Here is a 14,250-nt window from a genome sequence, read left to right as displayed (position 1 = left end):
TCGACCGCCCCGAGCGGGCCATTCATCCGTTCAGCGCCTTGAACAGCACCTTGGACTGGCGCGCGTGGTTATAGGCGTCGCGTTTCAGCGGCGGGAGATCGGCAAGACTGGCCGGACGAAAGCCGTGTTCGGCAAACCAGTGGACGGTGTGGGTGGTCAGCACAAACAGCCCGCCGACGCCGCGCTGGCGCGCGCGCTGCTCCAGCGCCTCCACCAGCCGCTCGCCCCGGGCGCCGCCGCGATAGTCGTGGTGTACCGCCACGCAGGCCATCTCGGCCACGTCGGCCTCGTCAAACAGCTGCAGCGCACCGCAGCCGATCACCATGCCGTCGCGCTCGATGACCAGGTAGTCGTCGATTTCGTGCTCCAGGCGCTCGCGGGAGCGCGCCACCAGCATCCCGCGCGCCTCCAGCGGCTCCAGCAGCTCCAGCAGCCCGGCGATGTCGGCGGGAGACGCCGGCCGCAGCTGTTCGTAGCGCTGCCGGGTGATCATGGTACCCACGCCATCCCGGGTAAACAGCTCGCCGAGCAGCGCATCGTGGTTGCCCCAGGGCAGCAGGTGAGTACGGGCGACACCTTCGCGCGCGGCGGCGCAGGCGGCCTGAAGATGGCGGGCCGTCTCGCTGCCGGGCTCGGCGCCATGCCGATGCTGCGCCGCTTCGTCGGGGGACAGCTGGCGCAGCAGCCGGCCCTGGTCGTCGGTCAGCCCGTCCGAGTCGCCCAGCAGGATCAGCTTGTCCGCTTCCAGCGCGACGGCGGCGTGGCGCGCCACGTCGGCGGCGTCCAGATCAAACACCTCCCCGGTGCTGGAAAAGCCCAGCGGCGGCAGCAACACCAGCGAGCCCTGATCCAGCAGGCCGTTGATCGCACTGCCGCGCACCCGGCGCACTTCGCCGCTATGGTCAAAGTCGACGCCTTCGCGCACGCCCAGCGGCTTGGCCGTGACCAGGTTCCCCGAGACCACGCCCAGCTCCACGCCGTGCAGGGGTGTGCTGGGCAGCCCCAGCGAGAGGCGCGCCTCAAGCCAGAGGCGCTGGCGGGCCGCTACCTGCTCGACCCGCTGCATGACCGCCGCGTTGGCTACCCAGCGGCCGTTCAGGCGCTGCGGGGTAATGGCGTCCGCGGCCAGCGCGGCCTGCACCTGGGGGCGGATACCGAACACCAGCGTCAGCCGCACGCCCAGCGTATGCAGCAGGGCGAGATCCTGAACCAGCTGCTCGCCGCGCTCCGAGGCCATCGCCTCGCCCTCCACCAGAATCACAAAGCTTCGCCCGCGGTGCGCATTGATATACGGCGAGGCGTTACGAAACCAGTCAACAAAGGGGAAGCGCGTATCCACTAGCGGCTCTCCGACAGCGTATCTACCCGGACATCGGCGTCAGGCGCCGAACATGCCCTTGAGCATAAAGAAAAACAGAATGGCCAGCCCCGCGCCGGCGGGCAGCGTGATCAGCCACGACATGGCGATGGTGCCCAGCACGCGCAGGTTGAGCGCGGTCATCCCGCGCGCGAGCCCCACACCCAGCACGGCGCCCACCAGCGTCTGGGTGGTCGATACCGGCAGCCCGGTGCCCGACGCCACCACCACGGTGGACGCCGCCGCCAGGGTCGCGGCAAAGCCGCGGCTGGGAGTCAGCTCGGTGATACGCGTACCCACCGTCGCAATCACCCGGTGGCCGTAGGTAACCAGCCCCACCACGATGCCGGCGCCGCCGAGTATCAGGACCCACCAGGGCACCAGCGCGGCACCGCCGATATCGCCGCCGCTTTGCACCACGCCGATGACCGCAGCCAGCGGGCCCACGGCGTTGGCCACATCGTTGGAGCCGTGGGCAAAGGCCATGGCGCAGGCGGTGAACAGCATCAGCACGCCAAATATACGCTCGACGTTGGCGTAGCCGAACTGATCCTCGTGGGAATGCACATACTTGACACGCCGCTCGAGCAGCATGCCGATCCCGGTGACGACCAGCCCCACCGCCACCGAAAGCCCCAGGCTTTGCAGAAAGCTGATGTGCAGGCCCACGTGCTTGAGCCCCTTGGTCATGGTCACCATGGAGACAATAAAGCCGACCAGAAACATATAAAACGGGACGTAACGCTGAGCGGCCGCCAGCGGGTCGCGCGCATCAAAAATCAGCAGGTGCACCGACTTGAACAGCACAAAGCCCACCGTACCCGCGAGCATTGGCGACACCACCCAGCTGGCGGCAATCGAGCCCACCGCCCCCCAGTCCACCGTGGAAGCCCCCAGCCCGGCCACGGCAAAGCCGACGATGGCGCCGACGATGGAATGGGTGGTAGAGACCGGCCAGCCCTTGAGCGAGGCCAGCAGCAGCCAGGTCCCCGCCGCCAGCAGCGCGGCGAGCATGCCGTAAACCAGCAGGTGCGGATCGTCTTCCAGCAGTTCAGGGTTGATGATCCCCTTGCGGATGGTGTTGGTCACCTCGCCGCCGGCCAGCCAGGCGCCGAGAAATTCAAACACCACCGCGATAATGATGGCCTGCTTGATGGTAATCGCCCGGGAGCCCACCGAGGTGCCCATGGCGTTGGCCACATCGTTGGCGCCGACTCCCCAGGCCATGAAGAAGCCGAACGCACAGGCCAACAGAATAAAAATGTCGCCGTGCTGTGCAATAACCTGCATGACTGTCCCCTTAAGCCCCTTTAGCGCGCCGTGAGTATCTGCAGACGGCTGCCCACACGCTCGGCGCCATCGGAGAGATCCCCTATGCCGTCGATGATCTTGTACATGAAGATCACGTCGACGGGCGGCAGCTCCTCTTCCAGCTCGAACAGCTGACGACGGATCGCCACCTGCTGGCTGTCGGTCTGGTGCTCAAGGACGTGAAGCTCGCGGATCATGTTCTGCATCACATCGGCCACGTTGCTGCCAAAGGCGGAGTCCAGCAGCTCCTGTAACTCTTCCAGCGCCTGGCGCGCCTGGGCCACGCACTGCACGCTGGTATGGATATAGTCACGCATGGTGCCGGCCAGCGACGCCGGCACCTGCATCCTGCGCCCGACCATGATGCCGGTAATATCGCGCACCTTGTTGGCGATCTTGTCCTGGACGCTGATCAGATCCAGCAAATCCGAACGCGACACCGGCAGGAACATGGTGTTGGGCAGATTCAGCCGCAGCTCGGTCTTGAGCTCGTCGGCCTCATGCTCCAGGCGGGTAACGTTTTCGCGTAGTTTGGCGGCACCGTTCCAGTCACCGTCCAGCGTGGCTTCAAAAAACGGCAGCAGCTGATCGGCGCACTCATTGGCCTTGACGATATGCGCCAGCAGGGGCTGGAACGGCGAGCGGCCAAACATGGCGGAGAAAGGATTCGAGGTAACCATAAAGCCTTTTGGTCTGTTGTGGAAAAGCCCGAAATGGCAGGCGCCAGTATAAAGACTGGCCTGGCAAACGTCACAAAAAGTTCGGCATTTCAGGCAACTTTTCCAAGCCCTTTTCACAGCCCTTTTCATGGCCATGTTCACGGCTCTGTTCACGACTTTGTGCGTCCGCTGTTTACACCGCGGCTTATGCCGTTTTTCATGCCATATTTCCATGCAACATACCGCCGTCGACGGGCGCTTTCCCGCCGCCGATCAAGGAGGTTCACCGATACCATGCCCCGTTCCGAATCGCAGGCGCCCGCGCCGCAGGAAATCGAGCTCAAGCTCGCCCTGCCCCCGGAGAGTCCGGCCCGGCTGATGGCACACCCGCGCCTCGCTGACGACCCACCCGCTATCCAGCACCCGGCCAATAGCTACCTCGATACTCCCGAAGGCAGCCTGGCATCGGCGCGGATGGCCCTGCGGCTGCGCCGGGTAGACGGTATCACGCTGCAAACGCTGAAAACCGCCGGCCACGGCGGCGGCGGGCTATCCACGCGCAGCGAATGGGAATGGGAAGTCAGCGACGATGGCCTGGACCTCGACGGCCTGGCCGCACTGCCACCGATACGCGAACTCGGCAGTGAGATATTGACGCGACTCGAAGTGCAGCTGCGCACCGACTTCACCCGCCGGCATTGGGCCCTCACCCAGGGCCGGAGCCTGATCGAGGTGGCGGTGGATGAAGGCGAGATTGTCAGCGGCCAAAGCCGCGCGCCGATCCGCGAGCTCGAGCTGGAGCTCAAGGCCGGCGATGCCGAAGATCTGTGGGCGCTGGCCGATGAGCTGGCCGGCAGCGTCGCGCTGCGCCCGTCGGACAGCAGCAAGGCGGTCCGAGGCCGAGCGCTGGGTCAGGGCCGCTGGCCACTGCCCGACGCGCAAACCGCCGGCGACTGGTTCCATCGCGCCATGCTCGCGCTTGATGCCTTTCACGACAGCGGCCAGGCGCGTTTTTTGGCCGACGCCCGGGACGCCCTGACCCGACTGGCTGCGCACCCCGACCTTGCCGAAACCGGCCCGCAATCGCTCGCGCATACGCTGGCCTGCGGGCTGGATAATAGCGGCCAACCCGAACCGGCCTTCGGTCGCGCCGCCCTGGCGCTGGCCCGATATTTTGCCCGGCGCACACCGCTGGATAGCGGCGACGAACGCGAGGCGGCGGCTGACTCGAAGAAAACCTGATCCCCGACCAGGGTTCACCGATGCGAGCGGCACGGCAGTCGAGCACGCTTGACCGGGTGCCCTCACCAAAGCGCCCCGGCCGTGGCCAGGGCGCTTTATGATCACAGGATTGTGCTGCCCGCCTGGCGGGCAACCACAAGCCTTTGTTCCAACAGCCGAATATCAGTCGACCTTGAGCGGTGCGTCCCACTCATCCAGATCGGCTTCGCTCCAGCCGCCATAGCCGGCATTGGGCAAAACGATCCAGTCCCTGCCCAGCTTGTCGGCATTGTCTTCAACCAGCTCGTGCTTTTCTTCCAGCCCGGCATCGGCAAACTCGCCGGCAAAGTCGTGTAGCGAGTCGCCCAGCTGCATCACCAGGGTGTGGCTATCCATGACCTCGGCGCGCCGCTCGGTCTTGGGCGGGCCCAGCAGCATGACGCTGTCATTGCTGACCTGCGGCAGCCCCAGCTCTTCCAGCGTTTCAACGCTATCCGCCTTGTTCTCTTCGTAGCGGTCGGAGATGTAATAGATCGACACATCGTGCTCGTCGGCATAGTTCAAAAATGCCAATGCGCCGGGAATCAACGTGGGCGTCCCCTCACGCTCCCAGACTTTCCAGGTATCCCAGCCGGTAAAGTCGTGGCACTCGGCAATGTCACGAGCGAGCAAGGCGCTGTTATCAATGACCGTTTCGTCCAGATCCGTCGCGATTGCCAGATCGGCATCATCGCCGTGGGCTTCGATCTGCTCTTTCAGACGATACCTGGCCAGGCTAAAGCTCTGACGCTGCAGAGCGGCGACTTCTGCAGACTGTTGCTGATAGCGCAGCCCCATACTATAGGCCTCAGGACCGCAGTTTTTCTGCTCATCGGCCAACGCCTGGCTGGCGCCCAGCGGTAGGGCCATTGCCCCACTCAGCGCCACAACGGTCATGGCGCGGTAATACGCGTGCATTTTCATACTCTCTCCTGATTAGCATTTTTATCCGTCGCCCCCGCCCGATGACACCGGCAGGACAGTGCTGCCGAGTCATCAGGGTGCCGGCGGGCGAGCGAAGGGGCAGCGTATTTTATTTTTATTGAACATTCAAACAATCGATCATGACATGACTCCACTGAAAGCCCACAAAAAACCCCGGTAAAAACCGGGGTTTACTCAACAGTCAGGCTGGCCGCTTACTCAACGAAAGGCGTTATATCGCCGCGCCCTTCGCGGACGATAACCGGCGGCAGCTCGCGCAGGTCGATCACGCTGGTGGGTTCCAGATGGCAGGCGCCACCGTCGATGATCAGGTCGAGATGCGCGCCAAAGCGTTCGCGGATATCTTCGGGATCGGTGAGCGGCAGCTCTTCGTCTACCGGGATCAGCGTTACGCTCATCAGCGGCTCGCCAAGCGTGCTCAGCAGCGCATGGGTAATGCGGTGGTCGGGCACTCGCACGCCGATGGAGCGCCGCTTGGGATGCAGCAGCAGGCGCGGCACCTCACCCGTGGCCGGCAGAATGTAGGTGTAAGCCCCCGGCGTATGCGCCTTGAGCAGGCGAAACTCGGCGTTATCCACCTTGGCGTAGGTGCCGATTTCCGACAGGTCCGAGCATACCAGGGTGAAGTTGTGCTTATTATCCAGCGAGCGCAGCCACTTGATTTTTTCGATGGCTTTCTTTTCGCCCATCCGGCAGCCCAGCGCGTAGCCCGAATCGGTGGGATAGGCGATCACCCCGCCCTTGCGCACAATCTCCACGGCCTGATCAATCAACCGCTGCTGCGGGTTTTCCGGATGAATCTCGAAGAACTGGCTCATCGTCATGTCTCCTGTGAATACAAGCCTTGAAGCCGACGTAGCCGCGGGTGCTGCCATATCGGCGGAGCACCGGTGCGCGGCACGAGGCTCATGCTTCCCGGCGCGGCATGGCCGCCGGGAAAGTGAAAATCGCTGCCCATGGAGGCGTAAAGATCGCGCTCAAACAGCTGGCGGGCCAGATCCCGGGTGGTATCGGGATTTTGCTGGCCGCTGACCAGCTCCACCGCCTGGCCGCCGGCCGCGACAAAGGTATCCAGCAGCTGGCCGCGTTTGCGCCGGGTCAGCCCGTAACGCAAAGGATGCGCCACCACCGCCACGCCGCCGGCGTCGACAATCCAGCCAACCACCTCGTCGATTTCCGGCCACTGGGCTTTGACATCGCCCTTTTTACCGCTGCCCAGATACCGCTTGAAGGCCTCGGCAAAATCCTTCACCAGGCCATCGTCCACCAGCGCCCGGGCAAAATCCGGGCGTCCCAGCGGGCGGTCGCTGCCGGCCTGCGCCCGCGCCTTGGCCAGAGCCTCGTGCAAACCGGCTTTTTCCAGCCGTTCGGCAATGACCCCGGCGCGCTCAATGCGCGCCCGACGCTGGTGTTCCAGCCCTTCTGTCAACGGGCTGCGGACTCCGTCGGGCATCAGCGCCACCACATGAATCCCCACCCCTCGCCAGCGGGTCGACAGCTCGCAGCCCGGCACCAGGCCAATCTGTGCCTGGCGCGCCGCGTCGGCCGCCTCGGCAACGCCGTCCATGGTGTCGTGGTCGGTCAGCGCCATGTAGTCCAGCCCGCGCTCGGCGCACAGCGCCACCAGATCGGCCGGAGCCAGCGCGCCGTCCGACGCCGTGGAGTGCATGTGGAAATCCAGCGGGTAGCGGCGATCGGCGTCCAGGGTGGCGGGCAACGCGCCCGGGGATGAATCAGCAGCCGATGAAACAGCGGTGGAAGAATCAGCAGTGGGAGAAACACCGGTGGATGAATCGGGCATAAGCATGACGCCGTGTGAGGAGTTTGTCAGAATAGCTCTTCAGAATAGTTCGTTAAGATAGCTTGTCAGAATACGGTGACGGCCGGGGCGCACGGCGTCAGGTCCGTTCCGTCATGGTGCGGCCTCGTACCGGGCCGGTCAATTACGCTTGTCCTGCGTTCGTCTTCCCAGGAGTTATCCCCATGCTATACGCCATCATCAGCGAAGATGCCGAACAGAGTCTCGAGCGCCGTCTGTCGGCACGCCCGGATCACCTGGCGCGTCTGGAAGCACTGCGCGATGCCGGCCGGCTGGTCATCGCCGGCCCGCATCCGGCCATCGACACGGAAACCCCCGGCGAGGCCGGGTTCAGCGGGAGTCTGGTCATCGCCGAGTTCGAGAGCCTGGACGCGGCCCAGGCCTGGGCGGACGCCGACCCCTACGTGATCGCCGGCGTTTATACCCGCGTCACCGTCAAGCCGTTCAAGCAGGCGCTGCCCTGAGCCGACAGGCTTCCACAGCGAGCGAAGCGCTTTCTTCACACATGCTGTGGAAAACTCTGTGAAAACACGGCGGACGCCTTCTGCCAGGGCAGAATTGATGCCCGACCCAACAGATTGTTTATTTTTTAACCAACCTAAAGCGGTGGAGACGTTTCGTGACCCAGGCCAAAGGCGATACATCCTTTCCCCCCATGCCGGCACTGGCCGAACTGGAGCACCCGGTACTCGCGTGGGAAAACGGTGCGCCGCAATCCTCGGCGTTCGACGATGTCTACTTTTCCCGCCAGAACGGTCGCGCGGAAACCGGGCACGTCTTTATCGACGCCAACCGCCTGCCCGAACGCTTTGCCGCCTGGCGCGAGCCGCGCCCCTTTGTCATCGGCGAAACCGGCTTTGGCACCGGCCTGAACATGCTCTGTGCTTGGGCCTGTTTTATCCACCATGCCCCGCCCGACGTGCGGCTGCACCTGATATCCACCGAAAAGTATCCGCTTGAGCGCCACGCGCTTGCCCGAGCGCTGAGCATCTGGCCGGATCTCGCCGCTGAAGCCGAGACGCTCTGCCGTCAGTGGCCGGAAGCGGTGAGCGGCGTCCATCGGCTGCAACTCGGCGACCGGGTGATTCTCGACCTGCACTTCGGCGATACCGCCGAACGCCTGGCGCTGCTGGACGGCAGGGTCGATGCCTGGTTTCTGGACGGCTTTGCCCCGGCGCAAAACCCTGCCATGTGGCAGCCGGCCCTGTTTGCCGCCATGGCCGCCCGCTCGCGCCCGGGAGCGACTTTCGCCACTTTTACCTGCGCGGGCGTAGTCAAGCGGGGGCTGAAAGCGGCGGGCTTTCACTGGGAGAAAGTGCCTGGCTTCGGGCGCAAACGCGAGATGCTCGCCGGGCATATCGACACGCCGCCGGTGGATAACCGCCGCCAGGCAGCGCCCTGGTTTATGCCGCCGGCCGCGCGCCCGGCACACAGCGCCGTTGTCATCGGCGCCGGCATCGCCGGCGCCAGCGTCGCCGCGGCGTTGGCGCGGCGCGGCGTTCACGTCACCGTGGTGGAAAAAACCGCCCCGGCAGCGGGCGGGTCAGGCAACCGCCAGGGTGCGCTGTACGTCAAGCTGGCGGCCGATACCAACCACCAAAGCCGGTTTTATCTGGCAGGACTGATGTATAGCCGTCGCTGGCTGGGCACTCTCGACCCCGAATACCGACTCTGGCAGCCGGGCGGCGTGCTACAGCTGGCGCTGAACGACAGGGAAGCCGCTCGCCAGCGACGCTTCAGTGACCATCACCCGCTGCCCCGGCAGCTTGTCAGCCGGCAGGCGCAGCCCCGGCTCAGCGAGGAAGCCGGAATGAATGTCGCCGCCCAGCAGGGGCTTTTCTACCCCGGTGCCGGCTGGGTACGGCCGGCGGCGCTGTGCCACCGGCTGCTTGACCATGCCGGCATTACCCTGACATACGGCGAGGCGTGCCGCGTCGAACGCCACGAAGACGGCTGGCAGGTCGGCCTGAGTGACGGCAGCGTGCTGGAGGCGGATCAAGTGGTGGTGGCCAGCGCGCATCTGGCCAATCGCTTCGCCCCGACCCGGGCACTGCCGCTGCAGCCGGTACGCGGCCAGATCAGCGAAATCCCGCTACCGGCGGGGGTATCGGGGCCGTCACGGGTGGTCTGCGCGGGAGGCTACGCACCGCCGGCGCTTGACGGCGTGCTGACCGTCGGCGCGAGCTTTGTGCCCAACGACGCGGGCACCGAGCTGCGCGCGGACGACCATCGCCACAATCTGGGCGAACTGAAGCGCATGCTACCCGAGCTGTATCAGCAGCTCGAAGCGGCCGGCGCCGACCTGCGCCCGGAACACGCGAGCGGCCGCGCGGCAGTTCGCGCGGCCAGCCCGGACAAGACGCCCTACGCCGGCCCGGTGCCGAATGCCGACGCCTGGGCGGACGACTATGCCGCGCTGCGAAAAGACGCCACCCGGACGTTTACCACGCCGGGGCGACACCACGACGGCCTCTGGATCAGCGCGGCGCACGGCTCCCGAGGGCTTTCCAGCGCACCGCTGTGCGCCGAGGTCATCGCCTCACGGATCTGCGACGAGCCGCTGCCGGTGGAAGGCCCGCTGGCCGATCACCTCCACCCCGGCCGGCGGCTGATCCGCGCCCTGAAGCAGGGGTAGCCCGGCGCGATCCGGTTTAACCACCGGCCTGTTCAGCGATTTCTATTCACTCTGACATGTTTTACGACCAGCTTATTCACTACCGCCCTGTTCACTGCCATCATGTTCACTGCCATCCGGCGCCAGGTCGTCGATGTGCTCGCCGAAACGCTGCCACTGCTCCAGGGTCATCACTTCGGTCATTTCCATCTCCACGTCGTGGGTGATCACCAGCTCGCCGCGCTCAAGCTGCTGTTTGACCTCGGCGACCCAGCCGGCCATGCCCGCGCCGGTGGTATCGGTAGTATCGTAGCCCTGGCGGGTGACGAAGGCTTCCAGCAATGCGTCCAGTGTCTCGGCCGGCAGCAGCGTGGCCGGCACTTCGATAAAGCGGCTCATTCAGATCTCCGATCGTCGGCTTCAGTCTCGTCCAGCCGGGCGATAAACTCGGCTTCGTCGAGCACCTCGACGCCCAGCGTCCGGGCCTTTTCGAGTTTGCTGCCCGCCGCTTCACCGGCGACGACGCAGGCGGTTTTTTTCGACACGCTGCCCGCCACCCGGGCGCCCAGCGCTTGCAGGCGTGCCTTGCCTTCGTCGCGGGTCAGTGTCTCCAGCGTGCCGGTCAGCACCCAGGTCTGACCGTCAAGCGGCCCGGGGCCGGTCGCTACCGCCTGCTCTTCCCAGTGCACGCCGGCGGCGCGCAGCGCCTCGATGGTTTGTCGATTGTGCGGCTGGCGGAAAAACGTATGCAGATGAGCGGCCACTACCGGCCCGACGTCGTTGACGCCTTCCAGCGCTTCCTGCTCGGCGGCCTGGAGCGCGTCAAGCGTGCCAAAATGCGCCGCCAGACCCGCTGCCGTGGCCTCCCCCACCTCACGAATGCCCAGCGCGTAGATAAAACGCGCCAGCGTCGTCGAGCGAGCACTATCCAGCGCGTTCACCAGGTTCCGCGATGACTTCTCAGCCATGCGCGGAAGCGTTTGCAGGTAGGCCACATCCAGCGTGAACAGGTCCGCCGGCGTTTCCACCCGCTGATTGTCGACCAGCTGGGTGATCAGCTTGTCGCCCAGGCCGTCAATATCCAGCGCGCGGCGCCCGGCAAAATGCTTGAGCGCCTCCTTGCGCTGCGCCGGACAGTAAAGCCCGCCGGCGCAACGCGCCACCACTTCGCCTTCAACGCGCTCCACATCGGAGCCGCACACCGGGCAGCAGTCGGGAAAGACAATCTCCCGGGCATCGTCGGGGCGCCGGTCGTGGTTGACGCGCACCACCTGCGGGATCACCTCACCCGCGCGACGGATGGCCACGCTGTCACCGATGCGCACATCGAGCCGGGCGATTTCATCGGCGTTGTGCAGCGTGGCGTTGGACACGGTGACTCCGGCCACGCTCACCGGCGCCAGCCGTGCCACCGGTGTTACCGCCCCGGTACGCCCAACCTGAAACTCGACGTCTTCCAGGCGGGTGATTTCTTCCTGAGCGGGGAACTTCCAGGCGGTGGCCCAGCGCGGCGCCCGGGCGACGAACCCCAGCTCGCGCTGCCGGCGCAGATGGTTGACCTTGATGACCGCGCCGTCAATATCAAAGCCCAGCTCGTCGCGGCGTTCGCCCAGCGCCTCGCAGTAGTCGGCAACCGCGCCGGGGCCGTACAGCACTTGCAATTCCCCGCTGGTGATAAAACCCAGCCCGGCCAGACGCGCCATCAACTCACTGTGGGTGGCATCCCCCGGATCGGGCTCGATGCGCGCGGCCTGGTAGGCATGAAACTCCAGCGGCCGGGTGGCGGTCACCGCCGGGTCCAGCTGGCGCAGGCTGCCGGCGGCGGCGTTGCGCGGGTTGGCAAACACCTTGCTGTCCGTTTCCCGGGCCCGGGCATTAAGCTGCGCAAAGCCCGCGTGGCGCATGATCACCTCGCCGCGCACTTCCAGCAGCCGCGGTACGTCGTTGCCGCGCAGCGCCAGCGGCACCGAGCGCAGCGTACGCAGATTGGCAGTAATATCCTCGCCGGTGCGCCCGTCGCCCCGGGTGGCGCCGCTGATCAGCCGGCCGTGCTCATACACCAGCGATACTGCCGCGCCGTCGAGCTTGGGCTCCACGCTGAAGGCCAGGTCGTCGGCAGCGCTTTCCAGGCGGTCGGCCACACGCTCGGCAAAGGCGAACACCTCATCGCGACCAAAGGCGTTGCCCAGCGACAGCATGGGCACGGCATGCTGAATGTCGCTGAAACCCGCCGACGGCGGTGCGCCGACCCGCTGCGTAGGCGAATCAGGCGTCACCAGCGCGGGGTGCTCGGCTTCCAGGTTCTGCAGTTGACGTAGCTGGCGATCGTAATCGGCGTCGGTCAGTGTGGGCTCGTCGAGTACGTAGTAGCGGTGATTCGCGTCATCCAGCGCGGTACGCAACGCCCGGGCCGTCTCGCGCACCGAGGCGGGCAGGGACGACGGCAGGGAATCGGACTGACTCATGGCAGCAGGGTCTCAAAGGCGTGAAACAAAACAAAAACACCCGCCACGGGGCGGGTGCATCGATCAGGGACCGGCCGGTGCAAGCGATTACTGCGCCTGCAGCTGGCGGTTCAGGCGGTGACGGCGCTCAAACTCGTGTACCTGCTGACGGGTAAACTCGATGGTCTGAGCGGTCATCACGCTGTGGTTTTCATCCTTGAGCTCACCGCCCAGGTGGCGCACCACGACCATGGCGGTTTCCACCATGGCTTCAAAGGCGGCGGCGCTATCCTCGGCACCGGGCAGCGGCATCAGGAACGTAACCCCGGGGCAGGAAAACGGCTCGCCGTCCTCCACGGGGAAGGACCCGGGCTTGACCACGTTGACCATGGAAAACTGCAGCTCGCTGTCTTCGCTTTCGGTCTCGAAACGGTGGAATACGCCCAGCCCGCGGCTGTAGCGCAATCCGCAGGCCATCAACAGCTTCAGTAGCCTGGCGCCGTCGAAGCCGTTTTCCTCCCGGGCCAAAACGCTGATGACGATGACTTCCTCGGCACCGGTCAGGGTATGACGCGCCTGGCCGCCGGGGATATCGTTGCGCAGCGCCTTTTCCAGAACAGGGTCCATCACGGGCTCGGCAGCCGGCGCGGAGGCGGCATCCGAGCCGCTTTGCGGTTCGTGCCGGGCTGTGAAGCCGTCAAGTGCGGGGCTGGAACGCTCGGCGGCATCGGGCTGGCTGGCGGCGGCGCTGTCCAGGCCGGCGGCGGCACGGCGCGACGCCTCTGCCTGGCGGGCGCGTTCGTCGGCTTCGGCCTGTTGGGCTTCCAGCTGGCGCTGCTGCTCTTCCCGCTCTTCCCGCGCCTGCTGCTCGCGGGCTTCGCGCTCGGCGCGTTCCTTTTCCCGCTCGGCGGCGCGGCGGGCTTTTTCTTCCTTCCTGTCTTCCTTTTTTTGCTGCCTGGCTTTCTGCTGTTTAACCAGGCGCTTTTTCATCGAGCGGCCGATTTCCTCAACGTCCACAAGGCGATACGGCTCGTCGACGGCTTCCTCGTCGTCGCCTTCATCCTCGTGGTCGCCGACCGTATCAGCGCGCAAATGCCGACGCGGCGCTGAGCCGGCTTTTACACCGACATTTTCATCCTCATCGCCGTTTTCCTCGGCCGGCTCTTCAACGCTGTTCAGGCGGGCACTATCCCGATGAGCATTCTCGTGGCGGGCATTGATCGGCGGCACATCGGCGCTATCGTCGTCGGCGTCGGTCGCCGTCAGCGGGACCCGGACAGGCGCTTCGTCCTGTTCATCGGCACGGCCCGCCACGCCGCTGTCGGGGATGCTGACACCGGGCTCTACCGGCTGGCTGCCGTGCGGTTCGCGGAACGTCGGCGCCTGCCGCGCCGGGGCTGCGTCCACGGCTTCCTCGCTGCGGGTCCGTGCATGCCCGTGCGCAGAGTGCCGACGCGGCGGCTCAAAAGATTCCGCCGCGGCGCCGTCTTCCGCCGCCCTGACCACCCGGGCGCCGCCGTTGGGCAGTTCCCAGTCAAGTTCGGCGGCACGCGCAGCCGCATCGGGATCGTCACCGCCGGCCGCGCTGCTGCCCTGATCCAGGCGTGGAACGCGGCGCTGCCGCTGGAGTCGGCGAACACCATCAATGACGATGAGCGATACCAGCGCCAGCCCTAAAATGATTAGCCACTCTCTTAGTTCCATGTCGTTTTTTCCATGGGTCGTTTATTCCGCCTGGATTCATCGGCTGCCTTGTCTTGGCCCCGGAAAAACCTCGGGGACCCCATATTACCCAACCTGATATTGTCAGGCTTATCGCAAAAAAATGGCGACAGGCAATC

The 14,250-nt window shown here is 65.5% G+C and carries 12 protein-coding genes; 3 read left to right on the top strand and 9 right to left on the bottom strand.

Annotation, left to right across the window (positions count from 1 at the left end; translation table 11 throughout):
* Nucleotides 1–22: 22 nt before the first annotated feature.
* The 3 genes from argA to C793_RS0104655 are packed head-to-tail and all read right to left on the bottom strand — an operon-like array spanning nt 23 to nt 3,348.
* On the bottom strand, nt 23–1,339 hold the full coding sequence (gene argA, locus C793_RS0104665) for an amino-acid N-acetyltransferase (protein WP_017429792.1): 1,317 nt from the start codon (nt 1,337–1,339) through the stop codon (nt 23–25).
* Between the two features lie 39 nt (nt 1,340–1,378).
* On the bottom strand, nt 1,379–2,647 hold the full coding sequence (locus C793_RS0104660) for an inorganic phosphate transporter (protein ID WP_017429791.1): 1,269 nt from the start codon (nt 2,645–2,647) through the stop codon (nt 1,379–1,381).
* Between the two features lie 20 nt (nt 2,648–2,667).
* Nucleotides 2,668–3,348 carry a TIGR00153 family protein gene (locus C793_RS0104655; RefSeq protein WP_026106107.1) on the bottom strand — a complete coding sequence of 227 codons (681 nt, stop codon included), beginning with the start codon at nt 3,346–3,348 and terminating at the stop codon, nt 2,668–2,670.
* A 273-nt stretch (nt 3,349–3,621) separates the two neighbouring features.
* Here C793_RS0104655 and C793_RS0104650 point away from each other — a divergent pair, with 273 nt between their 5' ends.
* The gene (locus C793_RS0104650) at nt 3,622–4,569 is read left to right on the top strand and encodes a CYTH domain-containing protein (protein ID WP_017429789.1); all 948 of its coding nucleotides are present in this window, start codon (nt 3,622–3,624) and stop codon (nt 4,567–4,569) included.
* A 162-nt stretch (nt 4,570–4,731) separates the two neighbouring features.
* Here C793_RS0104650 and C793_RS0104645 read toward each other — a convergent pair whose 3' ends face one another.
* From C793_RS0104645 to C793_RS0104635, 3 genes are all read right to left on the bottom strand, one after another.
* The gene (locus C793_RS0104645; RefSeq protein WP_017429788.1) at nt 4,732–5,511 is read right to left on the bottom strand and encodes an HAD family acid phosphatase; all 780 of its coding nucleotides are present in this window, start codon (nt 5,509–5,511) and stop codon (nt 4,732–4,734) included.
* Nucleotides 5,512–5,726: 215 nt separating this feature from the next.
* The gene (locus tag C793_RS0104640; protein WP_017429787.1) at nt 5,727–6,350 is read right to left on the bottom strand and encodes an L-threonylcarbamoyladenylate synthase; all 624 of its coding nucleotides are present in this window, start codon (nt 6,348–6,350) and stop codon (nt 5,727–5,729) included.
* Between the two features lie 2 nt (nt 6,351–6,352).
* Nucleotides 6,353–7,201 (bottom strand): PHP domain-containing protein, encoded by an 849-nt coding sequence (locus C793_RS0104635; RefSeq protein WP_245550193.1) that lies wholly within the window; start codon nt 7,199–7,201, stop codon nt 6,353–6,355.
* A 314-nt stretch (nt 7,202–7,515) separates the two neighbouring features.
* On the opposite strand from C793_RS0104635, the gene C793_RS0104630 reads away from it, so the two are divergent.
* Both C793_RS0104630 and mnmC read left to right on the top strand, forming a co-directional pair.
* The gene (locus C793_RS0104630; RefSeq protein WP_017429785.1) at nt 7,516–7,815 is read left to right on the top strand and encodes a YciI family protein; all 300 of its coding nucleotides are present in this window, start codon (nt 7,516–7,518) and stop codon (nt 7,813–7,815) included.
* A 191-nt stretch (nt 7,816–8,006) separates the two neighbouring features.
* A complete protein-coding gene (gene mnmC, locus C793_RS0104625) occupies nt 8,007–9,986 on the top strand; it encodes a bifunctional tRNA (5-methylaminomethyl-2-thiouridine)(34)-methyltransferase MnmC2/FAD-dependent 5-carboxymethylaminomethyl-2-thiouridine(34) oxidoreductase MnmC1 (protein WP_026106106.1) in 1,980 nt (659 codons plus the stop codon).
* Nucleotides 9,987–10,058: 72 nt separating this feature from the next.
* On the opposite strand, the gene C793_RS0104620 is transcribed toward mnmC, so the two are convergent.
* The 3 genes from C793_RS0104620 to C793_RS0104610 all read right to left on the bottom strand — a co-directional run bounded on the left by C793_RS0104620 (nt 10,059) and on the right by C793_RS0104610 (nt 14,113).
* Nucleotides 10,059–10,364 (bottom strand): YheU family protein, encoded by a 306-nt coding sequence (locus C793_RS0104620; RefSeq protein WP_017429783.1) that lies wholly within the window; start codon nt 10,362–10,364, stop codon nt 10,059–10,061.
* On the bottom strand, nt 10,361–12,430 hold the full coding sequence (gene ligA, locus C793_RS0104615; protein WP_017429782.1) for an NAD-dependent DNA ligase LigA: 2,070 nt from the start codon (nt 12,428–12,430) through the stop codon (nt 10,361–10,363). Before ligA ends, C793_RS0104620 begins: the two co-directional genes overlap by 4 nt.
* Nucleotides 12,431–12,517: 87 nt before the next feature.
* A complete protein-coding gene (locus C793_RS0104610) occupies nt 12,518–14,113 on the bottom strand; it encodes a cell division protein ZipA (protein WP_017429781.1) in 1,596 nt (531 codons plus the stop codon).
* Between the last annotated feature and the right edge of the window lie 137 nt (nt 14,114–14,250).

The sequence above is a fragment of the Vreelandella jeotgali Hwa genome, assembly GCF_000334215.1.
In the GTDB taxonomy this organism is placed as follows: domain Bacteria; phylum Pseudomonadota; class Gammaproteobacteria; order Pseudomonadales; family Halomonadaceae; genus Vreelandella; species Vreelandella jeotgali.
Note: the sequence above shows the minus strand (reverse complement) of the source record. Positions and strands in the feature narration are given on the sequence as shown.

Bases quoted from the DNA above. Each gene is read 5' to 3' on its own strand.
- C793_RS0104620 (WP_017429783.1), bottom strand. From the start codon at position 10,364: ATGAGCCGCTTTATCGAAGTGCCGGCCACGCTGCTGCCGGCCGAGACA.
- C793_RS0104630 (WP_017429785.1), top strand. From the start codon at position 7,516: ATGCTATACGCCATCATCAGCGAAGATGCCGAACAGAGTCTCGAGCGC.
- ligA (WP_017429782.1), bottom strand. From the start codon at position 12,430: ATGAGTCAGTCCGATTCCCTGCCGTCGTCCCTGCCCGCCTCGGTGCGC.
- C793_RS0104635 (WP_245550193.1), bottom strand. From the start codon at position 7,201: ATGCACTCCACGGCGTCGGACGGCGCGCTGGCTCCGGCCGATCTGGTG.
- mnmC (WP_026106106.1), top strand. From the start codon at position 8,007: ATGCCGGCACTGGCCGAACTGGAGCACCCGGTACTCGCGTGGGAAAAC.
- C793_RS0104645 (WP_017429788.1), bottom strand. From the start codon at position 5,511: ATGAAAATGCACGCGTATTACCGCGCCATGACCGTTGTGGCGCTGAGT.
- C793_RS0104660 (WP_017429791.1), bottom strand. From the start codon at position 2,647: ATGCAGGTTATTGCACAGCACGGCGACATTTTTATTCTGTTGGCCTGT.
- C793_RS0104650 (WP_017429789.1), top strand. From the start codon at position 3,622: ATGCCCCGTTCCGAATCGCAGGCGCCCGCGCCGCAGGAAATCGAGCTC.
- C793_RS0104640 (WP_017429787.1), bottom strand. From the start codon at position 6,350: ATGAGCCAGTTCTTCGAGATTCATCCGGAAAACCCGCAGCAGCGGTTG.
- C793_RS0104610 (WP_017429781.1), bottom strand. From the start codon at position 14,113: ATGGAACTAAGAGAGTGGCTAATCATTTTAGGGCTGGCGCTGGTATCG.
- C793_RS0104655 (WP_026106107.1), bottom strand. From the start codon at position 3,348: ATGGTTACCTCGAATCCTTTCTCCGCCATGTTTGGCCGCTCGCCGTTC.